22 protein-coding genes are annotated in these 25836 nt (G+C 74.7%); 17 read left to right on the top strand and 5 right to left on the bottom strand.

Annotation, left to right across the window (positions count from 1 at the left end; all coding sequences use genetic code 11):
• Positions 1-114 precede the first annotated feature (114 nt).
• From OG294_RS12025 to OG294_RS11985, 9 genes are all read left to right on the top strand, one after another.
• Positions 115-765: an NUDIX hydrolase gene (locus OG294_RS12025; protein WP_327066472.1), complete on the top strand. Its 651-nt coding sequence runs from the start codon at positions 115-117 to the stop codon at positions 763-765.
• Positions 766-957: 192 nt separating this feature from the next.
• Complete coding sequence (locus OG294_RS12020) at positions 958-2787, top strand: AAA family ATPase (protein WP_327066471.1); 1830 nt, start codon at positions 958-960, stop codon at positions 2785-2787.
• Between the two features lie 356 nt (positions 2788-3143).
• Positions 3144-4262 carry an alanine dehydrogenase gene (gene ald, locus OG294_RS12015; protein ID WP_442789143.1) on the top strand — a complete coding sequence of 373 codons (1119 nt, stop codon included), beginning with the start codon at positions 3144-3146 and terminating at the stop codon, positions 4260-4262.
• Positions 4263-4682: 420 nt separating this feature from the next.
• Positions 4683-5738: a ParA family protein gene (locus OG294_RS12010; RefSeq protein ID WP_442789324.1), complete on the top strand. Its 1056-nt coding sequence runs from the start codon at positions 4683-4685 to the stop codon at positions 5736-5738.
• Between the two features lie 41 nt (positions 5739-5779).
• The gene (locus tag OG294_RS12005; RefSeq protein WP_327071513.1) at positions 5780-6307 is read left to right on the top strand and encodes a hypothetical protein; all 528 of its coding nucleotides are present in this window, start codon (positions 5780-5782) and stop codon (positions 6305-6307) included.
• A 29-nt stretch (positions 6308-6336) separates the two neighbouring features.
• A complete protein-coding gene (locus OG294_RS12000) occupies positions 6337-7260 on the top strand; it encodes a segregation and condensation protein A (RefSeq protein ID WP_327066468.1) in 924 nt (307 codons plus the stop codon).
• A 262-nt stretch (positions 7261-7522) separates the two neighbouring features.
• Positions 7523-8158 (top strand): SMC-Scp complex subunit ScpB, encoded by a 636-nt coding sequence (scpB, locus tag OG294_RS11995; protein WP_327071512.1) that lies wholly within the window; start codon positions 7523-7525, stop codon positions 8156-8158.
• A gap of 52 nt (positions 8159-8210) precedes the next feature.
• Positions 8211-9623 (top strand): pseudouridine synthase, encoded by a 1413-nt coding sequence (locus OG294_RS11990; RefSeq protein ID WP_327066467.1) that lies wholly within the window; start codon positions 8211-8213, stop codon positions 9621-9623.
• Positions 9624-9817: 194 nt separating this feature from the next.
• Positions 9818-10798 (top strand): helix-turn-helix domain-containing protein, encoded by a 981-nt coding sequence (locus OG294_RS11985; protein WP_327066466.1) that lies wholly within the window; start codon positions 9818-9820, stop codon positions 10796-10798.
• A 40-nt stretch (positions 10799-10838) separates the two neighbouring features.
• On the opposite strand, the gene OG294_RS11980 is transcribed toward OG294_RS11985, so the two are convergent.
• Genes OG294_RS11980 through OG294_RS11970 form a run of 3 tightly spaced genes read right to left on the bottom strand, consistent with a single transcriptional unit; the run spans position 10839 to position 14972 of the window.
• On the bottom strand, positions 10839-11201 hold the full coding sequence (locus OG294_RS11980; RefSeq protein WP_327066465.1) for a DUF952 domain-containing protein: 363 nt from the start codon (positions 11199-11201) through the stop codon (positions 10839-10841).
• 20 nt (positions 11202-11221) lie between these two features.
• Positions 11222-12838 carry a DUF4139 domain-containing protein gene (locus OG294_RS11975; RefSeq protein ID WP_327066464.1) on the bottom strand — a complete coding sequence of 539 codons (1617 nt, stop codon included), beginning with the start codon at positions 12836-12838 and terminating at the stop codon, positions 11222-11224.
• A 4-nt stretch (positions 12839-12842) separates the two neighbouring features.
• Entirely contained in the window at positions 12843-14972 is a 2130-nt protein-coding gene (locus OG294_RS11970; protein ID WP_327066463.1) for a DUF4139 domain-containing protein, read from the bottom strand.
• Here OG294_RS11970 and OG294_RS11965 point away from each other — a divergent pair.
• The 3 genes from OG294_RS11965 (at position 14939) to der (ending at position 18635) form a co-directional block, all read left to right on the top strand.
• Positions 14939-16261: a prephenate dehydrogenase gene (locus OG294_RS11965; RefSeq protein WP_327066462.1), complete on the top strand. Its 1323-nt coding sequence runs from the start codon at positions 14939-14941 to the stop codon at positions 16259-16261. The genes OG294_RS11970 and OG294_RS11965 overlap by 34 nt on opposite strands.
• A 95-nt stretch (positions 16262-16356) precedes the next feature.
• Positions 16357-17073 carry a (d)CMP kinase gene (cmk, locus tag OG294_RS11960; RefSeq protein WP_327066461.1) on the top strand — a complete coding sequence of 239 codons (717 nt, stop codon included), beginning with the start codon at positions 16357-16359 and terminating at the stop codon, positions 17071-17073.
• Positions 17074-17180: 107 nt separating this feature from the next.
• The gene (gene der, locus OG294_RS11955; protein ID WP_327066460.1) at positions 17181-18635 is read left to right on the top strand and encodes a ribosome biogenesis GTPase Der; all 1455 of its coding nucleotides are present in this window, start codon (positions 17181-17183) and stop codon (positions 18633-18635) included.
• 116 nt (positions 18636-18751) lie between these two features.
• On the opposite strand, the gene OG294_RS11950 is transcribed toward der, so the two are convergent.
• Positions 18752-19423 carry a hypothetical protein gene (locus OG294_RS11950; protein WP_327071819.1) on the bottom strand — a complete coding sequence of 224 codons (672 nt, stop codon included), beginning with the start codon at positions 19421-19423 and terminating at the stop codon, positions 18752-18754.
• 184 nt (positions 19424-19607) lie between these two features.
• On the bottom strand, positions 19608-20615 hold the full coding sequence (locus OG294_RS11945; protein WP_442789142.1) for a hypothetical protein: 1008 nt from the start codon (positions 20613-20615) through the stop codon (positions 19608-19610).
• Positions 20616-21199: 584 nt separating this feature from the next.
• Between OG294_RS11945 and OG294_RS11940 the strand changes: the two genes are divergently transcribed.
• From OG294_RS11940 to OG294_RS11920, 5 genes are all read left to right on the top strand, one after another.
• Positions 21200-21970 carry a transglycosylase family protein gene (locus tag OG294_RS11940; protein WP_327066458.1) on the top strand — a complete coding sequence of 257 codons (771 nt, stop codon included), beginning with the start codon at positions 21200-21202 and terminating at the stop codon, positions 21968-21970.
• Positions 21971-22315: 345 nt separating this feature from the next.
• On the top strand, positions 22316-22753 hold the full coding sequence (locus tag OG294_RS11935; protein WP_327066457.1) for a transglycosylase family protein: 438 nt from the start codon (positions 22316-22318) through the stop codon (positions 22751-22753).
• A 120-nt stretch (positions 22754-22873) separates the two neighbouring features.
• Positions 22874-23773 (top strand): ribokinase, encoded by a 900-nt coding sequence (locus tag OG294_RS11930; RefSeq protein ID WP_327066456.1) that lies wholly within the window; start codon positions 22874-22876, stop codon positions 23771-23773.
• A 67-nt stretch (positions 23774-23840) separates the two neighbouring features.
• The gene (locus OG294_RS11925) at positions 23841-24644 is read left to right on the top strand and encodes an alpha-ketoglutarate-dependent dioxygenase AlkB (protein ID WP_327071511.1); all 804 of its coding nucleotides are present in this window, start codon (positions 23841-23843) and stop codon (positions 24642-24644) included.
• A 225-nt stretch (positions 24645-24869) separates the two neighbouring features.
• Complete coding sequence (locus tag OG294_RS11920; protein WP_327066455.1) at positions 24870-25733, top strand: acyl-CoA thioesterase; 864 nt, start codon at positions 24870-24872, stop codon at positions 25731-25733.
• Positions 25734-25836: the final 103 nt, after the last annotated feature.

Genomic DNA, 25836 nt, shown 5'->3' with positions numbered 1-25836 from the left:
CACGGCGGCGCCTCTCTGAACCTCGGCTCGTACCGAACGGCGGCCTCGCGGACCACGCGGGGCCGCCGTTCGGCGTTAGATTGTGTCGTACTGACGAGAAGTGGGGAGATCGCAATGCCTGACGGGATCGGGGAGCACGGGATTCGGGACGTGGCGGAGCAGTGGGAGGTGCGGGCCACCGAGCTCCCGTTCCAGGGCCGGGTCACCGGGGTGCGCAGCGACGAGGTGCTGATGCCCGACGGCAGCTACGCCCGCCGGGACTACCAGACCCACCCGGGCTCGGTCGCGGTGCTCGCGCTGGACGACCAGCAGCAGGTGCTCCTGGTGCGCCAGTACCGCCACCCGGTGCGCCAGCGCCTGTGGGAGCTGCCGGCCGGGCTGCTCGACGTGCCGGGGGAGAACCCGCTGCACGCCGCCCAGCGCGAGCTGTACGAGGAGGCGCACTGCAAGGCGGAGACCTGGCGGGTGCTGGTCGACTTCTACTCCTCGCCCGGCGGCACGGACGAGGCGCTGCGGCTCTTCCTGGCCACCGACCTGGCCGAGTCCGCGCAGGAGAGGTACGAGGCGCAGGGCGAGGAACTGGAGATCCAGACCGCCCAGGTGCCGCTCGCGCGGCTGGTGGAGCTGATCCTGGCCGGCGAGCTGCACAACCCGACCCTGATCACCGGCACCCTCGCGCTGCACGCGGCGCTGACCGGCGCCGGCCCGGCGGCACTGCGCCCGGCCGACGCCCCCTGGCCGGCCAGGCCCTTCACCGCTGCTTAGGTCGTGCGCGGACTCCCTCGTGAGGGTCATCTTCAGGAGGGAGTTGACGCATCGTCTAGTGCGGTTGGGTGATTTGCCACTTGGTCATACCGATGTCCGCTCGGCCCGGCGCTCCCAGCGAACTACGCTTCGCTGACGGGAAGCTGGGCGACCGGGTCGGGAGTGGCGCAGGTGGCGAGAAAGACGGCGACGATGGACGCACGTCCGGCCCCCGACGGGCCGGTGGCCGGCCTGCCGCCGGGCCCCGAGCCGTTCGCCGGGCGGGCGGCCGAGCTGGCCGCGCTGCGCACCGAGGCCGGCCGCCCGGCCGGGGCCGCCTGCCGGGTGCTGGTGGTCAGCGGTCGCGCCGGCTCCGGGCGCACCGCGCTGGCCCGCCGCTTCGCCCGTTCGGTGGCCGGCGGGCGCCGGGTGCTGGTCGCCTCGCTCAGCGCGCCCGACGGCAGCGCCGTGGCGCCCGGGGCCGTGGCCCGGCGCCTGCTGGCCGCGCTCGACCACTCTCCGGCCGCCGCCCCGCCGCCGGACGGCGCACCCGGCGAGGCCGAGGATCCGGCCTGCGCGGGCCTGCGGGAGGCGCTGACCGGGCGGGAGACCCTGCTGCTGCTGGACGACGTGGCGAGCGCCGAGCAGCTGCGCCCGCTGCTGCCCGCCGAGCCGCGCTGCCTGGTGCTGGCGGTCACCAGCGGGCCGCTCAGCGCGTTGGCCGACCGCTTCCGGGTCGACCCGGTGATCCTGCGCGGCCTGGACGAGCCGGCCGCGATCGAGCTGCTCACCACGCTGGTCGGCGGCACCCGGATCAGCTGCGACCCGGTGGGCGCGGCCGAGCTGGCCGAGGCCTGCGCCGGGCGGCCCGCCCCCCTGCGGCTGATGGCGTACTGGTTGCGGGCCCACCCCAAGGCGGCCGTGCCCGAGGCGGCCGCGGCGCTGCGCGAGGCGGGCGAGGAACTGGGCGGGGAGGGCGGCGGCGAGGTGCTGGCCGCCGCGTTCATGCTGCGCTACCGGGCGCTGCCGGTGGCGCAGGCCCGGCTGCTGCGGACCCTCACGCTGGCCCCCGACGGCGTGGCGGACCTGCGCACCGCCTCCGCGCTGGGGGGCTGCCCGGCCCCGGAGGCCGCCGCCGCGCTGCACGCGCTGGCCGAGGGCGAGCTGCTGGAGCAGCTGGAGGCGGCGGCCGACGGCACCGCGCGGTACCGGGTGCCGGGCCGGTTCTTCGCCCAGCTGACCGCGATGCGGAGCGAGCTGGACCGCCCCGGTGAGGTGCAGCTGGCCCGCGCCCGGCTGCTGGAGCGGCTGGTGCGGCTGGTGGACTCGGCCCGCGCACTGCTCGACCCCGGCCGGCAGTCACCCGATCCGCTGCCCGGGCCGCTGCGGCTGCGGACCGCGGCCCACGCCCGCCACTGGCTGCTGGGGGAGCGCGAGTCGCTGCTGGTGACGGCCGAGCTGGCGATCGGGCAGGGTGATCTGGACGGCTCGGCGGCCCGGCTGACCAGCGCGCTGCTGCGGGCGCTGCCGCTGGCCGGCCCGCTCGCGCCCACCGACGCGGTGCGGCTGCACCAGCTGGTGCTGACCTGGGCCGAGCGGCAGGGCGCGGCGCGCCGGGCGGCGGCGGCACTGCTCAACCTGGCCGAGCTGCGGGCCGCGGCCGGGCAGTGGGCCCGGGCCTGCGAGGACTACCGGGCGGCCCTCGCGCACAGCAGGGATCCGCTGGACGATTCGGTCGCGGCCCGCGCGCTGGAGGGGGTGGGCGAGTGCCACCGGGCGCTGGGCGACGCGGTGCGGGCGGCCGACAGCTACGGCCGGGCGCTGGCGCTGCGGCGCGGCCTGGACGAGCCGGCGGCCCAGGCCCGGCTGCTGGCCCGGATCGGCGAGGCGCACGCCGCCCAGCGCCGTTTCGAGGAGGCGGCCCGGGAGTACCGGGCGGCGCTGGGGCTGCTGCGCCGGCTCGGTGACGAGCGCGGCACGCAGGCGGTCGCGGCGGCGCTGGCGGCCCTGGCGCCGCGCTCCGCGACGGACCGGGCCCGCTAGGGCCCGGCGGGCCCGTCCGGGGCTGCCCAGGGCGTCGGCCGGTGCTCCACGGGGCTCCGGCCAGCGGTTTTCGCGGTCGCCGGCCGCCGGTCTTGCGGCCGGTCCCGGGCGGGATGGGAAGGTTTGCCGGTTCTGGGCGGGTTTGCCAGGAAAACCCAGAGGCATGCCTACGAATCTGCCAACGTGTCCAGCGGATTTAGTCACTTTGGAAGGCTGGCGGATCTGCTGGGCTTCATTACACTCGACATTGTCGCGCAGTGCAGCGTGTCCCGGCCATGCCGGAGGCCTGCCCGCGTGCGGCACCCGCCGGTCTTCCCCCGGTTGGGACTCCCATGGCAAGAGGGACGTGTTTAACCGTGACCAAGGTCGGCATCCCCCGCGAGGTCAAGAACCACGAGTACCGCGTGGCCATCACGCCGGCCGGCGTGCATGAGCTGGTCCGCAACGGCCACGAGGTCTTCATCGAGGACGGCGCCGGCGTCGGCTCCTCCATCCCCAACGAGGAGTACGTGGCCGCCGGTGCCACCATCCTCGCCACCGCCGACGAGGTGTGGGCCACCGCCGACCTGCTGCTGAAGGTCAAGGAGCCGATCGCTCAGGAGTACCACCGCCTGCGCAAGGGCCAGACGCTCTTCACCTACCTGCACCTGGCGGCCGACCGGGCCGGCACCGACGCGCTGGTCGCCTCCGGCACCACCGCGATCGCCTACGAGACCGTGCAGCTGGCCAACGGCGCGCTGCCGCTGCTCGCCCCGATGTCCGAGGTCGCGGGCCGGCTGGCCCCGCAGGTCGGCTCCTACCACCTGATGCGCCCGGCCGGCGGCCGCGGCGTGCTGCCCGGTGGCGTGCCCGGCACCCACCCGGCCAAGTGCGTCGTCATCGGCGGCGGCGTCTCCGGCTGGCACGCGGCGACCATCGCGATCGGCATGGGCTACGACGTGACCCTGCTGGACCGCGACATCAACAAGCTGCGCGAGGCCGACCGGATCTTCGGCAACAAGATCAAGGCGATCGCCTCCAACTCCTTCGAGCTGGAGAAGGCCGTCATCGAGGCCGACCTGGTGATCGGCGCGGTGCTGATCCCGGGCGCCAAGGCCCCCAAGCTGGTCACCAACGAGCTGGTCTCCCGGATGAAGCCGGGCTCCGTGCTCGTCGACATCGCGATCGACCAGGGCGGCTGCTTCGAGGACTCCCGTGCCACCACGCACGCCGAGCCGACCTTCGAGGTCCACAACTCGGTCTTCTACTGCGTGGCCAACATGCCGGGCGCCGTCCCGAACACCTCCACCTACGCGCTGACCAACGCCACCCTGCCCTACATCGTGGAGCTGGCCAACCGGGGCTGGAAGGAGGCGCTGCGCCGCGACGCCGCGCTGGCCAAGGGCCTGAACGTGCACGAGGGCCAGATCACCTACGGCGCCGTCGCCGAGGCGTTCGGCCTGCCCTCCATCTCCCTGGACAGCGTGCTCGCCTGACACACCGCCAGGGTGGCCTGACACCCCGGCAGGACGCCCGGCGACCGCCGCGCGGTCGTCCGTCGGACCCCCGAAGGCCCCTGGTCGGCAGCAGCCGACCGGGGGCTTCGGCATGCGTCAACGCGCCGAGGGTCGGCTCACCCGCCCCTTGACAGAACCCGGTCGGGCGGCCGACACATCGGGCCCACTACCGTGGATTGTGTTGCTGCGAACGCCCGAAACGGCCTAGAGTCGCAAACCGTCGGCATGGTGTCAGGCTGACGAATCGACATAATGCCCTGGATGCCCAAGGAGGTAAGACGACTTGTGAATGAGTCGACATTTGCTCCCGGGGGTGGTCAGCCAGGACTGGCGGAGCGCGTCTCCGGACAGCCGACCGACGACACCGGGGCCGCATATTCCACCGTCGGAGCCAGCGAGATCGGCACGGTCGCCGTGCGGACCTTCGAGGCCCGGCAGGCCGCCGCGCACAGCGCCGGCCCCGATGTCTACGAGGCCGATCTGAGCTCCGCACAGCATCTGGGCTACAGCGAATTCGCCTACGGTTCCTACGACGACCCGGACGCCGAGTACGAGCCGGACCCGGAGTACGCCGCCACGCTGGCCCCCGACGCGGCCCGCCAGCGCCGTGAGCGGATCGGTCCCACCGGCCGCCCGCTGCCGTACTTCCCGATCCCCGCGCCGCTGGCCGAGCACGGCCCCGCGCAGATCATCGCGATGTGCAACCAGAAGGGCGGCGTCGGCAAGACCACCTCCACCATCAACCTGGGCGCCGCGCTGGCCGAGTACGGCCGCCGGGTGCTGCTGGTCGACTTCGACCCGCAGGGCGCGCTCTCGGTGGGGCTCGGGGTCAACCCGATGGAGCTGGACGTCACGGTCTACAACCTGCTCATGGAGCGGGGCCTGACCGCCGACGAGGTGCTGCTGAAGACCGCCGTGCCGGGCATGGACCTGCTGCCCTCCAACATCGACCTGTCGGCCGCCGAGGTGCAGCTGGTCAGCGAGGTGGCCCGGGAGTCGGCGCTGGCGCGCGCGCTCAAGCCGCTGCTGCCCGACTACGACTACGTGATCATCGACTGCCAGCCCTCGCTGGGCCTGCTGACGGTCAACGCGCTCACCGCGGCGCACAGCGTCATCGTGCCGCTGGAGTGCGAGTTCTTCGCGCTGCGCGGGGTCGCGCTGCTGACCGAGACGATCGAGAAGGTCTGCGAGCGGCTCAACCCCGAGCTGCGCCTGGACGGCATCCTGGCCACCATGTACGACTCGCGCACCGTGCACAGCCGCGAGGTGCTGGCACGCGTGGTCGAGGCCTTCGGCGACCACGTCTTCCACACGGTGATCGGGCGCACCGTCCGGTTCCCCGAGACCACGGTGGCCGGCGAGCCGATCACCACGTACGCGACCAACTCGGTGGGCGCTGCCGCCTACCGGCAGCTCGCCAGGGAGGTGCTCGACCGGTGCCGCCCCGTCGAGTGAGCCTCCCGGGGGCCGACGAGCTGTTCCGCACCACCGGGGGGATGGCGCTCTCGCCCTCCCTGGCCAGTCGCTCGGCCGCCGACCCGGTGGACGGCGGCAGCGGTGCGCAGCAGCCCGACGCCACTTCGGTGGACGCTCCCTCGGCGGACACCGGGACGGGCGCCGTCGGCGCGACCGTGCAGCGCCCCCGCATCGAGCGGGTGCCGGGTGTCCCCGGCGTCCCCGCCGGCACGGCCGGCAGCGCCCCGCTCAGGGCCCCGCAGGGCGGCGTGCCGGCACCGGCCGGGTCCGAGGAGCAGCAGAGCGGCGACGGCGCGGCCAGGCGCCGTCCGCGCGGGCGCGCGCCCCGGCGCCCCAGCGGGCGCGAGCGGCACGACGAGAAGATCACCGTGTACGTCTCCGCCGAGGAACTGATGGACCTGGAGCACGCGCGCCTGGTGCTGCGCGGCGAGCACGGCCTCGCGGTGGACCGCGGCCGGGTCGTGCGGGAGGCCATCGCGGTCGTCCTGGCCGACCTGGAGCAACGGGGTGAGGCCAGCATCCTGGTCCGGCGGTTGCGCGGCCGTTGAGCGCGGTCGGCGTGTGAGGATGGGCCGCGATGTCCAGCACCCGCACGGATCCCGCAGCAGCCCCGGCCGAAGCCCCGTCCGGCGTCCCTGACGCCGCCGTCGGTGGCGGCGCCGATGCGGCGCGCGGTGCGTTCCAGGTGCGGCTGGCCAACTTCGAAGGGCCCTTCGACCTGCTGCTCGGTCTGATCGCCAAGCACAAGATGGACGTCACCGAGGTCGCCCTCGCCCAGGTCACCGACGAGTTCATGGCCCACCTGCGCGCCATGGGGCCGGACTGGGACCTGGACGCGACCACCGAGTTCCTGGTGGTCGCAGCCACCCTGCTCGACCTCAAGGCGGCCCGGCTGCTGCCCGTCGCCGAGGTCGAGGACGAGGCGGACCTCGCGCTGCTCGAAGCCCGTGACCTGCTCTTCGCCCGCCTGCTGCAGTACCGCGCGTACAAGCGGGTGGCCGACGTCCTGGAGCAGCGCTGGGCCGAGGAGCAGCGGCTGCGCCCGCGCACCGTGGGCCTGGAGCCGCAGCACGCCGAGCTGCTGCCGGAGGTGGTGATCCACGTCGGCCCGGAGCGCTTCGCGCAGCTGGCCGCCAAGGCGATGACGCCCAGGCCCAAGCCGGCCGTCTACGTGGACCACATCCACACCCCGGCGGTCAGCGTCCGCGAGCAGGCCGCGCTGGTCACGGCGTACCTCACCGCGCACGGCTCGGCCGGCTTCGCGGCCCTGGTGGCCGACGCCGGGGACACCCTGGTGGTGGTGGCCCGGTTCCTGGCCCTGCTGGAGCTCTACCGCGAGCGGGCGCTGGCCTTCGAGCAGCCCGAGGCGCTGGGGGAGCTGACGGTCCATTGGGTGGCCGACCCGCAGCGGACGGTGATCGAGGTGACGGACGAGTTCGACGGCGGCGCCGGCGAGGCGCCCGGGCGAGGAGAGGGAGCCGGGGATGAGCGGGACCGCTGAGGACCACGGGGCCGCCGGGCAGGGCGGCCGGCCCGCGCGCCGCGCGCTCGGCCTGCCGGGCCAGGCGCGCGAGGGCGAGTGGCAGGAGTCGGCCTATCCCGGCGCGGTGGAGGACGGCCCGGCGGGCGAGGCCGCGCAGTGGGTGGAGCCGGCCGCGGCCGAGCCGCTGCCGGTGCCGCCGCAGGCCGTCCCCGAGGCGGTGGCAGCGCTCGACCTCCCCGACCTTCCCGGCCTCCCTGAGGGCCCTGGGGGCTCCGAGGGCCTGGCGGACCCCGAGGCTTTCGCGGAGGCGCCGACCGGGCCGGCGGTCGCGCTGCGGCCCGCGCTGGAGGCGGTGCTGATGCTCGCCGACGAGCCGGTCACCGAGGCGCGCCTGGCGCAGGTGATGGAGCGCCCGCGCGCCGAGGTGGCCGCCGTGCTGCGCGAGCTGGCGGCGGAGTACACCGCGCAGGGGCGGGGATTCGAGCTGCGGCTGGTGGCCGGCGGGTGGCGCTACTACAGCGCGGCGGCCTGCGCGCCGGTGGTCGAGCGCTACGTGTTGGACGGTCAGCAGGCACGGCTGACCCAGGCCGCCCTGGAGACGCTGGCGGTGGTCGCCTACCGGCAACCGGTGTCCAGATCCCGGGTCTCCGCGGTACGCGGTGTGAACTGTGACGGCGTGATGCGTACCCTGGTACAGCGAGGACTGGTGGAAGAGACCGGATCCGAGCCCGAAACAGGTGCGATCCTGTATCGGACGACGAACTACTTCCTGGAACGGATGGGGCTGCGCGGCTTGGACGAGCTGCCGGAGCTCGCGCCCTTCCTGCCCGAGGTCGACGACGTGGAAGCGGAGTCCCTCGAAGGCACGGTGCTCGCGGACGCGGTGGCCGCTGCGGGCGCACGGGAAGTGCAGTGAGGTCGGCCGGCACGACCCGCACTTTCCGATGGAATCGACGTACGGACATTTGATGCGTAGCAGTGGCAGCGGTAACGGCAGGAACAGCGGCGGCGGTAGCCGGGGAGGCTTCGGCGGCGGCAGTGGGCGGGGCGGCAGCAGCAGCGGCGGCGGCTACGGCGGCCGGGGCGGCAGTGGTGGCGGCAGCAGCAGCGGCGGCGGCGGTTACGGCGGCCGGGGCGGCAGTGGTGGCGGCAGCAGCAGCGGCGGCGGTTACGGCGGTCGTAGCGGTGGTGGCAGCAGCAGCGGCGGCGGCCGGGGCGGCAGCGGCGGCGGCTACGGCGGCCGGGGCGGCAGCGGTGGTGGCAGCAGCAGCGGCGGCTACGGCGGTCGTGGTGGCAGCGGCGGCGGCGGTGGTTACGGCGGCGGCAGCGGTGCCGGCCGCGGGCGCAGCGGTGGCGGGAGCACGGGCGGCGGTCGGGACGACCGCCGCGACGACCGCCGGCAGTACCCCGACCGTCCGCTGCGCCCCGAGGAGCGCCGCTACGACCGTCCCGAGTACGGCGGCGGCCCCAACGCCACCCCCGCCCGCGGCGGCTTCGCCGGCCGGCGTCCCGGCCCCGCGCCGCGCCCGCGCCGCGAGGGCCAGGGCGCCCCTGGCGACCCGCGCCGCCAGCCGCCGCAGCGCTCGCGCGAGCTGCAGGCCAAGATCGAGGACGCGGTGCTGCGCCGCCACGACGGCCCCGGTGCCAAGGCGAGCAGCGAGGAGGGCGAGCGCCTGCAGAAGGTGCTGGCCCGGGCCGGCGTCGGCAGCCGCCGCGCGTGCGAGGAGCTGATCGAGCAGGGCCGGGTCGAGGTCAACGGCTCGCTGGTCACCGAGCAGGGCAAGCGGGTCGACCCCGAGAACGACGAGATCAAGGTGGACGGCCTGACCGTCGCCACCCAGTCGTACCTGTTCTTCGCGCTGAACAAGCCGGCCGGCGTGGTCTCCACCATGGAGGACCCGGACGGCCGCCAGTGCCTGGGCGACTACGTGACCAACCGGGAGACCCGGCTGTTCCACGTGGGCCGGCTGGACACCGAGACCGAGGGCATCATCCTGCTCACCAACCACGGCGAGCTGGCCCACCGGCTGACCCACCCGCGCTACGGCGTGACCAAGACCTACCTGGCCGCGATCCAGGGCCCGATCCCGCGCGACCTGGGCAAGCAGCTGGCCCAGGGCATCGAGCTGGAGGACGGCTTCGCCCGCGCCGACAGCTTCAAGGTCGTCTCCAACGTCGGCAAGAACTACCTGGTCGAGGTCACCCTGCACGAGGGCCGCAAGCACATCGTGCGCCGGATGCTCGCCGAGGCCGGCTTCCCGGTGGAGAAGCTGGTCCGCACCCACTTCGGCCCGATCGCGCTCGGGGACCAGAAGTCGGGCTGGCTGCGCCGGCTGACCAACCCCGAGGTCGGCCAGCTGATGCGCGAGGTCGGTCTCTGACCCCGCCCCGCCAGCCGTCCAGGGGCCGCGCATCCGTCGGGTGCGCGGCCCCTGCCGTGTCCGCCGGGATTCCGTGCCGGATTGCGCGGGTCGGCCGGGGCGGGTTGTCACGGGGAACGTCCGTGGCAGAAGATGGCCACGAAAACATCACTCGACAATTGGCGTGAAGCCGCCATGTGTGGGGAGGGGACGTCATGCTTGACGCTTTCAGCGCGCTCGGGCTCTCCGAGCCCGACGGTCAGGTCTACGCCGCACTGGTGGCCGCCCCGCAGTCCACCGCCGCCGAACTCGCCGCCCGCTGCGGCCTGACCGCCCAGCAGAGCGGCAAGGCGCTCAGCCGGCTCGCCCAGCACGGCATGGCCACCCGGGCGCCGGTCGAGCGGGACCGCTACCTGGCCGTGGCACCCGACGTCGCCATCGGCACCCTGATCGGCCACCGCGAGGCCGAACTGCGCAGCGCGCGGGCCGAGATGCACCGGTTGATGGACGCCTTCCGCGAGGCGTCGCGGTTCACCGACCCGGCCCGTTCGGTCGAGGTGCTCACCGGCGGCGAGGCGATCGCGCAGCGCCTGGCGCACCTGCAGGACACCAGCATCCAGCAGGTGCGCGGCTTCGACTGCCCGCCCTACGTGCAGGACCCGGTGGCCAACCTGACCCGCCAGCGCACCCGGCTCAAGGCGGGCGTGCGGTACCGCACCGTCTACGACCGGGAGGCGGTGGCCTGGCCCGGGCGGCTGGAGAACGAGATCCTGATCGGGGTCCAGGACGGGGAGGAGGCCCGGGTGCGCAGCACCCTGCCGATGAAGATGATCCTCTCCGACCTCCGGATGGCGATCATCCCGATCAGCATCGGGGACAGCGTGCTGGACGCCGCCTACGTGATCCACCCCTCCGCGCTGCTGCAGGCCCTGGATGGGCTCTTCGAGGCGGAGTGGGACCGGGCGGTGCCGCTGCAGGCCGCGCTCGGCACCGAGCCGGGGCCGAACGAGCCGGAGTCGGACCAGCGCAAGCTGCTCGGCCTGCTCGCGGCGGGCCTGACCGACGAGTCGATCGCCCGCTCGCTGGGCTGGAGCGCGCGCACCACCCAGCGCCGGCTGCAGGCGCTGATGCGCGAGTTGGGTGCGACCACCCGGTTCCAGGCCGGCATGGCGGCCCGCGAGCGCGGCTGGCTGTAGCCGGCCGGTCGGGGGCCGGGGCCCAGGCCGGCCGCGCCGGTCAGCTCCAGGGCTCGAAGCGGGCCCAGCGTCCGTCCGAACCGCGTTCCAGCTTGGCCAGGCCCTTGACGGCGCTGCGGTTGAGCCGCCCGTAGATGTGCGGGAAGAGCACGTCGGGTGCCACCCCCAGCGGGCGCTCGCCGCTGGGCGCCTCCCAGCGGAGCATCGGCTCCACCTCCTCCGGGTCGATCAGCAGGGCCATCAGCGGATCCGGCGCCGTGGCGAAGAACAGGTTCGCCACGGCCAGGGCGGTCGGCTCGTCCGGCGAGCAGTGGATGAAGCCGTCCGTCAGCAGTGAGCCGGCGCTGTACGGCCGGCCGGGATCGCGGAGCCAGTCGTCCAGGGGTGCGAGGTGCAGGATCATAGGTCTTTTGTACCTGACGGCTACGCGGTCAGCCCCGCGACCTTGGCCGAAGCGAGCACCTCGTAGACCAGGGTGACGGTCCGTCGGCCCCCGGGCGGCAGCGGCAGCTCCCAGCGGACCACGCCCTCGGCGTCCACCTCCGCCGGGGCCGGGTCGCACTCCTGCGCGCGCAGCCGCACCTCGACCGCCGAGACCTCGGAGACCGGGATCCGCTCGCGCAGCGTCAGGGACCGCTCGCCCTGCTCGCCCGGTGCGGAGAGCCGCGAGACGTGCACCCGCACCGTGCGGGTCAGCACGCTGCGCTGGCCCAGGCCCGGCAGGCCCGAGCTGCTGCGGCTCTCCGCGACCTCGCGGAACAGCCGGTAGTCGTCCGCTCCGGGGAAGGCCAGCTCGGCCGTCGCCCCGGTGGCGGTGAAGCGCAGCTCGCCGCGGCCGACGTAGCCGCTGTCGCGGACCAGCTCGACCGGGCCGGCCAGCAGCGGGTGGCCGGCCCGGTTGCCGAACCGCACCACCTCGCTGACCAGCGCGGAGAGCTCGGGGGCCGCGGTCAGCTCGGCGCCGGCCGGTGCGCTGAAACCGGCCAGCGGGATCCGGTGCGCGCGACCGTCGCCGGGCAGGTTCGCCGGGGCCGGGGCGGTCAGCACCCGCACCTCGCCGCCGTCGTCCACCCCGGGCAGGTCGCCCGCGGCAGCCGTCGCTGCGGTGCCCGGGGCGGTGCCGTCCGGGCCGAGCGTGCCGATCTCCTCCTCGCGCAGTTCGACCTCCACGGTGCGGCGCTCGGCGCTGCTCAACTCCCGCAGCGTCAGCCGGTCCTCGACCAGCAGCGGCGGCTCGGCGGCGAGCGCGGAGCGGGCGGTGGAGAGGGTCAGCCGCACCCCGGACCAGTCCTCGCCGGTGGCCTGCCAGAGCACCGCGTCCGACTCCAGCCGCAGCTCCTTGCCGGTCAGCACCGCCCGGTAGGCCGGGCGCCAGAGCGCGCAGGGCGTCAGGTGGCGCACCGTCAGGGCGGCGGTGGCGGGGCGGTCGGCCAGCACGGTGAGGTCCAGGTAGGCGGTCAGCTCCCGGGGCTGCGACTCGGCGTCGGCCAGGGCCTGCCGCGCGGCCTGCTCCTGCTCCGCGAGCTCGGCCAGCTCCGCCTCCAGCGCGCGCAGCCGCTCGCCGTGGGTGTCCTGCTCCTCGGCCACCCGGTCCAGCTCCCGCGACCAGCGCGCCGGTTCGGCCTCGCCCAGGCCGGTGCCCTCGCCGATCTCGCGCAGCAGGTCGGCGTCCAGCTGGTCGAGCAGTGCCAGGCGGGCGGTCAGCCGGTCCCGGCGCTGGGCGCCGGTGCGCAGCGCCGTCTCCAGCTCGTGCAGGCGGTGGCGCAGCGTGGAGTCCCCGGCGCCGGGCGGGCCCACCTCGCGCGGGGTCCAGCTGCGGGTCAGCCGGGCGTCCAGCACCCGGGCGGTGGCGTCGGCGGCGGCCAGCTCGGTGCGCAGGCTGTGGTCGACGGCCAGCGGGCTGACCGGGCCCAGGCGCAGCCGCTGCTGGCCCGCGGCGAGGGTGAGGGTGGCGGTGCGCTCGACGTGGGCGCGGTCCTCCAGGCAGGTGACGGCGGTGACGGGGAGCGGGGTGGTCGGGTGGACCTCGGGCGTGGGCATCTGGTCAGCTCCTTCGGTTTCCGCCGGTCAGGGCCTTGCCGGCCGGAATGCGGATCTCGTAGCCGGCGCTGAGCGCGACCCGGCCGCCGGGCGGCAGGTCGACCTGCCAGAGCCGGCTGCCCGGCGGATGGATCTCCAAGGGGGTGGCCGGGGCGGACCAGGGCGGGGTGCCGGGGCGCTCCTCGATCCTGATCTCCTTCTCGCCGGTCACCGGGATCCGCTCGCGGACCTCGACCGTCACCGGGCGGGTCAGCCGGTTGGCCAGCTCCAGGTGGATCTGCTCGGTGAGCACCGTGGTGGAGCCGCGCAGGCCGGCCGTGGACTCCTGCGACTCGGTCCGCCGGGTCACCCGCACGCTCTCCGCCACGCCCAGGCCGATCCGGCGGGTGGCGCCCGGGGCGAGCGTGGGCAGCGCGGTGGTCAGCAGGAACGCGTCGTCCACGGTGACCTCCAACGGGCCGGCCAGCAGCGCGCGGTCACCGGTGTTGGCCAGCAGCAGGGTGGCGTAGACGGTCGGGTCGACGGCCGGCACGCAGACGTACTCGGGGCGCAGCGCCACCGGGAGCCGGCCGAGGCCGACGGTGTGCCAGACGCCGTCGGAGGGCACGTCGGTGCGGGCCTCGGCGTCGTGGCGCTGGTCGAAGGAGCCGGCCGAGACCCGGGGCGGGACGGCGTGCGGGGGCAGCGCGGGCGCGAGGGCGTGGTCCGCGGCGGTGCGGTGCCGGGCGTCGGGGTGCAGCCGCCCGCGCCGGCCGGCCGGGGCGGTGGGCCCGGCCAGGGTGAGGCCGGCGTAGTCGAGCAGGTCGGGGGCCGGGTGCGGGGGCTGCGGCTCCGGCGGCACGGGTGCGCCGGGCGCGGGCGGGGCCGGCGGAGCGCCGTCGAACGAGGCCAGCTGGGCGTGCATGAGGCGGGGCGCCCCGGCGCCGGGAGGGGGACCGGAGGGCGTGGGCGCGGACTGGGGCGCGCTCGGCGCGGCGGGCGGCGGTCCGCTCGGGACCGCGCCGTAGGACCTGGGGCCGGCGGCGCGATGCCTGAGCTGCTCGGGCCGGGGCGGCCCGGCCGGTGCGGCGCCCAGCGCGACGGGCTGCGGGCGCGGGGCGGGCGCGGTCGGCCGCGGGACGCTGTCGTAGTCCGCGAAGAGGTCGCCGAGGCCGCTCGGCGGTTCGCGCCAGCCGGAGGGCGCGGGGGCGGGCTGGCGCCGGCCGATCCGGATCGAGCGGAGCTCGGGCAGCCCGGCCGGGCGGTGCAGGTCGGCGCTGGAGAAGGCGATCCGGACCCCGCTCCAGTCCTCGCCGGTGCGCTGGGCGACGGCGGCGCGCAGCAGCAGGGTGCCGCTCGCGCCGTCCTGCCGGTGGTCCAGTTGATAGGTCGGCACCCAGCGGGCGTCCGGGACCCGGTACTCCAGCGCGACGGCGATCGGCTCGGCGGGCAGCGGCCGGGCGTCCTCGTCCGGGGTGAGGGTGAGCAGCACCACCGCGCTGGTCCCGACCGGGGTGGTGGGCTCGGCGGTGGAGGCGCGGGCCAGCCGGTCGGCGAGCAGTTCGCGCTCGCGGGTGGCCTGCCGCAGCTGCTCGCCGAGCGCCTCGGCCTCGGCGTGCAGCACGGTCAGCCGCTCGTCGACGAAGTCGGCGAGGGTGAGCAGCGCCTCGGCGGGCGCGCGGCGCAGCGGCTGGGCGCCCTGGCCCGGGGCGGCGGGGCGCCCGGGGTCGGTCGGGTGCTGTGGTGGGGGCACGGCGCGCAGCTCGGCGGTCTGGGCGATCCGGGTGGCCAGCCGCCCGCTGCGCGACGACAGGGCGGCCTCGGCCTGCTCGGCCTGCGTCAGCCGGGTGCGCAGCTCGGGCAGCTGCTCGGGCTCGGTCAGCCGGGCCTCGGCCTCCTGGCGGACCTCGGTGATCCGCCAGCCGGCCGGGCCCTCGGGCAGCGCGGCGCGCAGCGAGTCGGGGCGCAGCGAGGAGGGCAGGCCGGTCAGCCGCAGCCGGCGCGGGGCGGGCGGGCTGCCCTCGGGCGCGCTCTGGACCGGGAGGGTGCCGTGCGCCAGGCGCCGGCAGACGGCGCCCGAGGCGTGGACCACCACGCTGTCCAGCACGGTGGGCCAGGCCGGTGGCGCGGTGGTGTCTGTTCGCTCGTCGGTCATGCCGTCTCCCCTGGTGCACCGCTGTTTCCGGACCGCTGCGATGGCCCAGTCTGCCCGTCGTAGGTGACAGCTGTCACAGGCACGCGGCACGCATACGGGCCGGGGCCTGTCCCAGGGGGCGGGGGAGCAGAGCCGGGACGGGTGCGGGAGGATGTGGAGATCGTCCATCGTCCCCTCCAGGAACGCAGGAGAACAGCAGCGCCATGCGTACTGTCGCCGTCGTCGGCACCGGTCTGATCGGCACCTCCGCCGCACTCGCGCTGACCGGGCGGGGCATAGCGGTCCACCTGTCCGACGCCGACCCCGACGCGGCCCGCACCGCCGCCTCGCTGGGCGCGGGCACCGTCGAGGAGCCCACCGAGCCGGTGGACCTGGCGATCATCGCCGTCCCGCCCGCGCTGGTCGGCAAGGTGCTGGCGGACTGCCAGCGCAGCGGCCTGGCCCGCTCCTACACCGACGTGGCGAGCGTGAAGTCCGGACCGCGCGCCGAGGTCGCCGCGCTGGGCTGCGACACCGTGCACTACATCGGCGGCCACCCGATGGCCGGCCGTGAGCAGTCCGGGCCGCTGGCCGCGCGCGCCGACCTGTTCGAGGGCCGGCCCTGGGTGCTCACCCCCACCGCCGACACCGACACCGGGACGCTCAACGCCGCGCTGGAGCTGGTCGCGCTCTGCGGCGCGATGCCGGTGGTGATGGACGCCGCCGCGCACGACCGCGCCGTCGCGCTGGTCTCGCACACCCCGCAGCTGCTCTCCTCGCTGGTCGCCGCCCGCCTGGAGCACGCCGACGAGACGGCCGTGCGCCTGGCCGGGCAGGGGGTGCGGGACGTCACCAGGATCGCCGCCTCCAACCCGCGGATGTGGCTGGACATCCTGTCCGCCAACGCCGGGGTGGTGGCCGACATCCTGGAGGAGCTGGCTGCCGACCTGGGCACCACGGTCGCCGCGCTGCGCGCGCTGGAAACCGGCGACGAGACGGTCCGGCAGGCGGGCAGCGCGGACATCGAGGCGGTGATGCGCCGTGGCAACCACGGCCAGGCGCGGATCCCCGGCAAGCACGGCGCCCCGCCCACCCGCTACGAGACGGTGGTGGTGGCGATCGGCGACCAGCCGGGCGAGCTGAGCCGGCTCTTCCGGGAGGCCGCCCGGGCCGGGGTCAACATCGAGGACGTGGCGATCGACCACTCGGCCGGCCAGCGGGTCGGCCTGGTCCAGCTCCAGGTGGAGCCCACGGCCGTGCGGCGGCTGGTGGAGGCGCTGGGGGAGCGCGGCTGGGACGTGCGGGACTAGGCCGGGGCAGGTCCGGCGGCAGCGGCAGCGGGAGGGGTGTCCGCGGTCGTCTAACCTTGAGGTAACTCCCCGGGTGTTGAGAAGAGAGGTTCCCTGTGGACACTGCCGACCGAGCGCACGCCGCGGTCGTCGTCGCCATCGACGGACCCTCCGGCTCCGGCAAGTCGACCGTCTCCCGCGCGGTGGCGACCCGGCTCGGCCTCAGCTTCCTCGACACCGGTGCCATGTACCGGGCGATGACCTGGTGGATGCTGGCCAACGAGGTCGACGTGGAGGACCCGGAGGCGGTGGCCATCGCCTGCGGCAAGCCGGTGATCGTCTCCGGCACGGACGCCGACGGCCCGACCATCACGGTCGACGGCCAGGACGTCTCCGGCCCGATCCGCGGCCCCGAGGTGACCGCCAAGGTCAGCGCGGTCGCCGCCGTCCCGCAGGTGCGGACCCGGCTGGTCGAGCTGCAGCGCGGTTGTGCCGGGCACGCCGAGCGGGGCATCGTCGCCGAGGGCCGGGACATGGGCACGGTGGTCTTCCCCGACGCCACGGCGAAGATCTTCCTGACCGCCTCCGAGGCCGCCCGGGCCGAGCGGCGCGCGGCCGAGCTGCGGGCCAAGGGCGTGGACGAGGCGACCATCGCCGCGATGGCGGCCGACCTGGGCCGCCGCGACGCCGCCGACTCCTCGCGGGCCACCGCACCACTGACCCAGGCCGCGGACGCCGTCCTGGTGGACACCAGCGACCTGACACTGCAGCAGGTCATCGACACCATCGCCGAGTTGGTGGAGCAGCGGGCCGGCCAGCGTTCGGCCGCCTAGAGCCCCTGCCTGACGAGTTTTTTTACGCGCTGCCCGACGTTCGCGTCCGGGCAGGTACGCACGGTCCGTCCGGTCGACGGGCGGACCGGGAAATGGAACAGACGAAGATGAGCAACGAGCACGTCGCCGACGGTGCCGACCACGGTGAGCTGGATCCGGCCGAGTACGCCGAGTTCATGAGCCTGGCCGCGGAGGAGGGCTTCGACGGCGAGGACCTCGACCTGGCCGAGCACGAGCACGTCCCGCTGCCGGTGCTGGCCGTCGTCGGCCGCCCCAATGTCGGCAAGTCGACCCTGGTCAACCGGATCATCGGCCGCCGCGAGGCGGTCGTCGAGGACAAGCCCGGCGTCACCCGCGACCGGGTGAGCTACGAGGCGACCTGGAACGGGCGCCGCTTCAAGGTGGTCGACACCGGCGGCTGGGAGATCGACGTCCTCGGCATCGACGCCATGGTGGCCGCGCAGGCCGAGCTGGGCATCGAGACCGCCGACGCCGTGCTCTTCGTGGTGGACGCCAACGTCGGCGCCACCGACACCGACGAGGCCCTGATCAAGGTGGTCCGCCGGGCCGGCAAGCCGACCGTGCTCTGCGCCAACAAGGTCGACGGCCCGTCGAGCGAGGCCGAGGCCTCCTACCTGTGGTCGCTGGGCCTGGGCGAGCCGTACCCCGTCTCCGCGCTGCACGGCCGCGGCTCCGGCGACCTGCTGGACGCCGTGATGGAGGCGCTGCCCGAGGCTCCGCCGCAGACCTTCGGCGTGGCCGTCGGCGGCCCGCGCCGGGTCGCGCTGATCGGCCGCCCGAACGTCGGCAAGTCCAGCCTGCTGAACAAGGTGGCCGGCGAGGAGCGGGTCGTCGTCAACGAGCTGGCCGGCACCACCCGCGACCCGGTCGACGAGCTGATCCAGCTGGGCGGCAAGACCTGGAAGTTCATCGACACCGCCGGTATCCGCCGCCGGGTCCACCTGACCTCCGGCGCCGACTTCTACGCCTCGCTGCGCACCTCCGCCGCGCTGGACAAGGCCGAGGTCGCGGTCATCCTGATCGACTCCAGCGAGCCGCTCGCGGAGCAGGACACCCGGATCATCTCGATGGCTGTCGAGGCCGGGCGTGCCGTCGTGGTCGCCTACAACAAGTGGGACCAGATGGACGAGGAGCGCCGCTACTACCTGGAGCGCGAGATCGAGCAGGATCTCGTCCAGGTGCAGTGGGCGCCCCGGGTCAACGTCTCGGCGCTGACCGGCCGGCACATGGAGAAGCTGGTCCCGGCGATCGAGACGGCGCTGGCCGGCTGGGAGACCCGGATCTCCACCGCCAAGCTGAACGCCTTCCTCGGTGAGCTGGTCGCCGCCCACCCGCACCCGATCCGGGGCGGCAAGCAGCCGCGCATCCTGTTCGGGACCCAGGCCGGCACCCGGCCGCCGCGGTTCGTGCTCTTCGCCTCGGGCTTCCTGGAGGCGGGCTACCGGCGGTTCGTGGAGCGCCGGCTGCGCGAGGAGTTCGGGTTCGTCGGGACGCCGATCTCGATCTCGGTGCGGGTGCGGGAGAAGCGCAAGCGCAAGTAGTGGTCGCTCGTCCGTCTCTTCCTCTTCCTTTAATAGGGGAGGGGAGGACGGGCAACGCGGAACGTGAACGGTCCGGTGGCTGGAGCAGCCACCGGACCGTTCTGTCTGTGCGCGGGTCAGCTGCGGCCCGGGGGGAGCGAGAGCAGCGCGCCGCGGTGGCGGCCCGGGGTCGCCGGGGCGGGGGCGGCCGGTGCCGGGGCGGCGACCGGGGAGAGGTAGCCGGCGGCGACCCAGCCCTGGCCGGTGCTGGCCTGGCCCTGCGGGTGCTGGTGCTGCTGCTGCTGCTGGTTGGGCTGGTGCTGCTGGGGGTTCTGGTGCTGTTGGTGCGGCTGATGGTGTGCGGGGTGGGGCTGGTAACCGGTGTTCTGGAACTGCTGGTGACCGGTCTGGTGGTGGACCGCCTGCTGCTGCGGCACGAACTGCGGGGCGCCCGCCGGCTGCCCCGCGTGGGTGGGGAACGCCTGGTGGTGCGGGAACGCGGCGAACTGGTGGTCCGCGGCGAGGGAGGTACGGCTGCCGTACGGGTCCCGGTAGCCGTCCAGCTGGCCGAGGTGCGGGGCATGGAGCGAGCCGGCGTGCGGTCCGGAGTGCGGGCCCAGGTGTGCGCTGGCGTGCGAGCCGGGGAAGGGGCGCTCGCGCACCGCGAAGCCGGTGAACCGGAGGTCCTCCTCGCCGCTGCGGTCGCCCGGCAGCGCGCGGAAGAGGCGGCGGTACTCGGAGTACAGCTCGTCGTAGATCGGCGTCGGGGTGGGGGCGACCGGATGATCCCCGTCGTACGACGGCCTCATCGCCGGGATCCCTCGGGTTGCGGTGGTCTGGCGGAAGGCTGAGGTCACGTCGTAGCTGTACACGCAGAGCCCAACGAGCGAAGCCTGACGGGGATGCGGCCGGGGCGGCGGGCGCCCGGGGCACCGGGGCGTGATGGGCGCTTGCGGTCCGTCGCGCGCCGGTGCCCCCGGGGCTCGTGGTCGCTCAGGTACCGGCCAGCGGGAGGCTGGCGGCCACCAGCAGGCCCTGGGCCGCCGCGCGGTCCAGTGCGTTGCGCAGCAGGTCCTCCCGGGGCTGGCGGCCGATCGTCCCGGCGGGCGCGGCGTACATGATCACCTCGGACTGCCGGGCCGCCGCCGCGCGCCAGGCGTCGGTGACCACCAGCGGCTGGTGCGCCTGCCACCAGGCGCTGTTGCCGACCGCGGACGGCTGCAGGATCGCGTGCAGCCGTCCCATCGCGACCAGCACCGACCAACCCGCCAGCCGGGCCGGCGGCTTGTCGACGTCGTTGATCGGCAGGAAGCCGTGGTCGCAGAGCAGCGGGAGGAACTCGTCCGCGCCGGTCACCGTGCCCGGCCGGCCGACAGGCCCGGTCGGCTCCACGACCAGCGCGGCGTGGCCGGTGTCGCCGCAGAGCACCAGTCCGCAGGTGACGCCGAGGACGGCCGGCTCGCCCGGAGCCGGGACCCTGGCGCCCTGGTCGGCGGCGGGAGCGGCCGGGGCGGTCGACGGGGCCGGAGCGGGGGCGGTGGGGGCCGGGGCGGCTGCGGCGGGGCTGGGGGCCTGGGGCGCGGGCACGGCGTGGGACGGGGTGACCGGCAGGCCCAGGGCGTCCACGGCGGCGGCTGGGACCGCGCCGGCCGGGTCGACCGCGGCCCCCGGGACGCCGGGCTGGGCGTAGGGGTCCGCCGGGTAGCCCGCCTGGGTCGGCTGTCCGCTGCCCTGCGCCTGGCTGATGCTGCGCACCGCCCCGAGCAGCTGCTCCTCGGAGACCGGCACGACCTGCGAGGGGATGCACCGTGCGTGGGCGAACGCCAGCACCGCCGTCTCGTCACCGACGAAGAGCACGGTGCTGGTCGGCTCGCTCTGGGAGTCGCCGGGGGTCCGACAGGAGGTGCAGTCGTAGGTGTCTGGGGTGTGGGCGCCGCCGAGAAGTTGGTCGGCCTCGTCGTCGCCGATCTCGGCTCGGACCTCGTCGCTGACATCGAGCATGCGCGGCAACAGGACTCCTAGATTCGTTGGCTGGGCGGCCCGGGCAGGCCCGGCCGCCATTACCAACGGCGGGCTGTGGTCGGAGTCACGGGTTGGGGGGTCGAGTGTCGCTTTTTTCCGTATCGACGACTGCGGGTGGTACCCGTCCGATCACATTCTGTCGACAATGTGGCCAGGCTCACACTCCACAAAGAGTGGTCGGCGTCACGTCGGCCAGAGGTTTGAGTCATGGAAAAGGTTACAAAACGGACATTGGACCTTGGAACCGTCTGATCGTTACCGCGGGTAACATTGCGCTGACCTGGCTGAACCTTGACCGGACCATGAATTTGTTGATTCGGGGCAGCCTCGCGGCCTAGCTTCATCCCCGGTGCAACGAGCACCACCCGGGCTCACTCCCCGAGGCACCGCACCTGGTGCCCACCGCGTCGGCGACACGTCTGTGCCGGCGGTGATGGCGGAGTGGCCGGGGCGGCGCGGTACGTCGGACACGTACTCGGCCGCCCACAGGACGCCGCATGCGCAACCGGCCCCTCACCGGGCCTGGTTCCGCCTGCCCGCCCGGGGCTGCCGAGAGGGATTCCATGACTTTCCGTAACGAGAACGCCGCTGCCACCACCGCTGCCACCAAGCGCAACCGCGTTCGGCTGGCCGTTCTGGGCGGCGCGGTTGCCGTCCTTCCGGTGGCGGGCCTCGTCACGGCCACCACGGCCTCCGCCGCCTCGACCTCGACCTGGGACGCCGTCGCCCAGTGCGAGAGCACCGGCAACTGGAGCATCAACAGTGGTAACGGCTTCTACGGAGGCCTGCAGTTCACGTCCAGCACCTGGGCCGCCTACGGCGGTACCCAGTACGCCGCGCAGGCCAACCAGGCCACCAAGGCCCAGCAGATCGCCGTGGCCGAGAAGGTCCTGGCCAGCCAGGGCCCCGGCGCCTGGCCCGTCTGCTCGGTGAAGGCCGGCCTGACCGCCGGTGGCGCCCCCGCCGCCGTCGACACCTCGGCCCCGGCCCCGGCTGCGAAGGCCGCCGCCGCGCCGCAGGCTCCCGCCAAGCAGACCCCGGCGCCGCAGGCCCCGGCCAAGCAGGCGCCCAAGCAGGCTCCGGCCCAGTCGGCCCCGGCCCAGGACTCGAAGCCGGCCGCGAAGCCCACCAAGCCGGCCAAGCCCGCCAAGCCGGCGGACAACGGCGGCAACTCCGCGAAGTCCGCGGGTGGTTACACCGTCAAGGCCGGCGACACGCTGAGCCGGATCGCCGCCGCGCACGGCACCGACTGGCAGTCGCTGTACCAGAAGAACGCCCAGGTCATCGGCGCTGACGCCGACCTGATCATGCCTGGCCAGGTGCTCTCCGTCTGAGCCCTCGACCGCTGACGCCCCGTCGCTGCCGCGGCGGGCGGAAGCGGGGTCAAGCGCGCTGAAGTCGTACGTGGTTCGACCGTCGTCCCGATCGGGGCGACGGTCGAACGCGTTGGTGCGGGTGCGGGTGCGGTGGTGCGGTGCGGGATCGGTGCGGGTGCGGGGGTGGTGGCGGGGTAGGCGGGCCGGGTAGGCGCGCGGCTCTGATGGCGTAGCCGGGGGCGGGCCCGCTCGCGGGTGGGCGGGTGGCTCGGGGACAGTCGGAGGATGCGATCCGGTCGGTCGGGCAGGCGCCGAACAGCGGCCAAGGCCCGAATACCCGTCAGCGTTCGAAGAGCCGTCAGAGTGCGAAGCCGCGTCAGGCCTCGACTGCTCGCGATGCTCTGCGGCGCCGCGTTCGTCCTCGCGACCCCCGCCAGGTCCGTCTCCGCAGGCGGGCCGGTCCCGGTCGCGGACGCCACCTGGGACCAGGTCGCCGACTGCGAGAGCGACGGCGACTGGGCCGCCGACACCGGCAACGGCTACTACGGCGGTCTGCAGATCTGGCCGCCGACCTGGCGGGAGGCCGGTGGTCTGCGCTACGCCACCCGTCCGGACCTGGCGAGCCGGCGCCAGCAAATCACGGTGGCCCAGGAGATCCTGAACGAGCAGGGCTGGCAGGCCTGGTCCGCCTGTGCCCGCGAGCTGGGGCTGCTGCCCGCCCGGCCGCCGACGGGGACCGGCGGGGGGAGTGGCGCGGGTGCGGGTGCGGGGACGGATCCGAGGCATGGCGACGAGCGCTGAGGGCTGCCTGCCCCCGGGTGGTGTGGGTGCGGGGTGCGAAGCTGGTGCTGAGGCTGGCGACAGGGCCGGCGACGGGACCGGCGTGGTGGCCGGCGGCTGGTGGCGTGGAGGTGGGATCCGGTGGCGGTGGATGTCGTGGTGGTGGGCAGCGTCAACCTCGACCAGGTGATCGAGGTCGAGTCCCTGCCCGTTCCCGGGGAGACCGTCCAGGGCGGTCCGATCATCCGACTCGGCGGCGGCAAGGGGGCCAACCAGGCGGTGGCCGCCGCCCGGCTGGGCTGCTCGGTGGCCTTCGTCGGTGCCGTCGGTACGGATGCCGACAGCGCGCAGTTGCGCGCCGAACTCGTCGCCGAGGGCGTGGACCTCACCCGGCTCGCGGCCGTGGACGGCCCGCCCGGCCACGCCGTCGTCCTGGTCGACCGGCAGGCGGAGAACGTCGTCGTGGTCTCGCCCGGGGCCAACGCCCGGCTCGATGCCGCCGCTGTCGAGGCCGCCGGTGAACTGCTCGACGGCGCTTCGGTGGTGGTCGCACAGCTGGAGATCCAGCTGCCCGCCGTGCTGGCCGCCGCCCGGCTGGCGGGCGGCGCCACCTTCGTCCTCAACCCCGCGCCGGCGCCTGCCGGGCTGCCCGACGAACTCTGGCCGCTGATCGACGTCCTGGTGCCCAACCGCACGGAGCTGGCCCGGCTGTGCGGCGTCCCCGACAGCGCGCTGCGGGCGCCCGGTGAGGTGGCCCGGCTGGCCGCCGGACTGCCGTGCGAGCGGGTGGTGGTCACGCTGGGCGCAGAGGGCGCACTGGTCCGCGACGGCGCCCGGACCGAGCTGATCGCCGCGCCGACCGTGCGCGCCGTCGACACCACCGGCGCCGGCGACACCTTCTGCGGCGCGCTGGCCGTCGCGCTGGCGGAGGGCCGGGGCCTGGCCGACGCCGCGCGCTTCGCGGTCCGGGCCGCCGCGCTGAGCGTCGAGCGGACCGGTGCCCGCACCGCGATGCCGACCCGGGCGCGGCTGGCGGGGTGAGCGGTATGGCGAGGTGATGGGTTGATGGGACGTCTCGTGGTCTCGTGCTCTGGTGGGTGGTGAAGCGGTGACGGGTGAGCTGTTCGGGCGGTCGAGGAGGTGGCTCGCGCCCGGTGCCGTGCTGCTGCCCGACTGGCTGGACGCCGCCGAGCAGCGCGAACTGGTCCGCGCGTGCCGCGAATGGGCCTGGCCGCCCGCCGGACTGCGGACCGTGCGGCTGCCCGGTGGCGCGGAGATGTCGGTCCGCCAGCTCTGCCTCGGCTGGCACTGGGGCGTGGTCCCCCGCTGTCCGACCTGCGGGGTCGCGCGCAAGGTGGTGGCCGACTGCCCGCAGCACTGGTTCCCGTACGCGTACACGCGCCGGGTGCACGACGGCGACGGGGCGCCGGTCAAGCCGTTCCCGGCGCTGCTCGACACCCTGGCCCGGCGCGCCGTCGTGGCCGCGTACGGGGCGGCGGGGGACGGGGACGGGCGGGTGGGAGCCGGTGGCGAAGGGGTTGCCGGTGCCGTCGGGTACGCGCCCGACGTGGCGCTGGTGAACCACTACGCCGCCGGCTCCCGGATGGGCCTGCACCAGGACCGCGAGGAGCGGACCGACGCCCCCGTCGTCTCGTTCTCCCTCGGCGACTCCTGCGTCTTCCGGCTCGGCGGCAGCCAGGACCGGACCGGCCCGTGGACCGACGTCGAGCTGCGCAGCGGTGACCTGCTGGTCTTCGGCGGCCCGGCGCGCTACGCCTACCACGGCGTCCTGCGCACCCTGCCCGGCACGGCCGATCCCGAGCTGCGGCTCGGCGAACCCGGCCCCGCGCTCAGCGGGCGGCTCAACATCACGGTGCGGCAGTCCGGGCTGGCGGCGCCGTCGGCCGGGTAGCCGTCGTGTGACCACGGGGGGCGGTCAGGGGCGGTCACAGGTGGCCGTCAGGGACGGTCGTGGTCAGCGGTCCGTCACCGGTCGGTGGCTGTGGGTGGGATCATCGCCGTTCTTCGGCTGGCGCGCCGACCTGCGGGAATTCCCCGGTGGTGCGCAGACTTCCACTGGACAGCAGCGGTATGCCGCCGGCTCCTCCGGCGTGCCCGTTGGGAGAGGACGCACACCATGGGAACGCCTGTCGATCAACTCGTCGACCTGCTCGATCTGGAGCAGATCGAGCTCAACATCTTCCGCGGCCGCAGCCCCGAGGAGTCGCTGCAGCGAACCTTCGGCGGGCAGGTGGCCGGCCAGGCGCTGGTGGCAGCCGGTCGTACGGTGGCGGACGACCGTCCCGTCCACTCGCTGCACGCCTACTTCCTGCGCCCCGGGGTCCCCGGGGTCCCGATCGTCTACCAGGTCGACCGGATCCGGGACGGCCGTTCGTTCACCACCCGCCGGGTCCTCGGCATCCAGCAGGGCCGCAGCATCTTCGCGCTCACCGCCGACTTCCACGTCCCCGAGCCCGGCGGCATCGAGCACCAGGAGGCGATGCCCGTCGTCCCCGCCCCCGAGGAGCTGCCCAGCGCGCTGGAGGAGGTCGGCCAGCGGCTCGGCGAACTCCCGCCGTTCATCAGCCGCCGCCAGCCGTTCGACATCCGCTACGTCGAGCGGCTGCGCTGGACGCAGGAGGAGCTGGCCGGCGTCGAACCGCGCAGCGGGGTCTGGCTGCGGACCAACGGCGCCCTCCCGGACAACCCGCTGATCCACGTCTGCGCGCTGACCTACGCCAGCGACATGACCCTGCTGGACTCGGTCCGCGCCCCCGTCGAACCGCTCTGGGGCCGACGGAACTTCGACATGGCCTCGCTCGACCACGCGATGTGGTTCCACCAGCCGTTCCGCGCCGACGAGTGGCTGCTCTACCAGCAGGAGTCCCCGATCGCGCAGGGTGCGCGGGGCCTCGCCCGTGGCCAGATCTTCGACCGTGACGGCCGGTTGGTGGTCTCGGTGGTGCAGGAGGGGCTGTTCCGGCCGCTGCGGGAGAGCTGACGCTCGGGAGGGCTGACGTTCGGGAGGGCTGGCAACCGTCCACGTACTCGAGTACGCAAGCACCCAGGCATGCAAGCACCCAGGTATGCAAGCACCCAGGTAT

Source organism: Kitasatospora sp. NBC_01302 (genome assembly GCF_035976515.1).
Classification (GTDB): domain Bacteria; phylum Actinomycetota; class Actinomycetes; order Streptomycetales; family Streptomycetaceae; genus Kitasatospora.
This window is presented reverse-complemented; position numbering and strand designations above follow the sequence as displayed.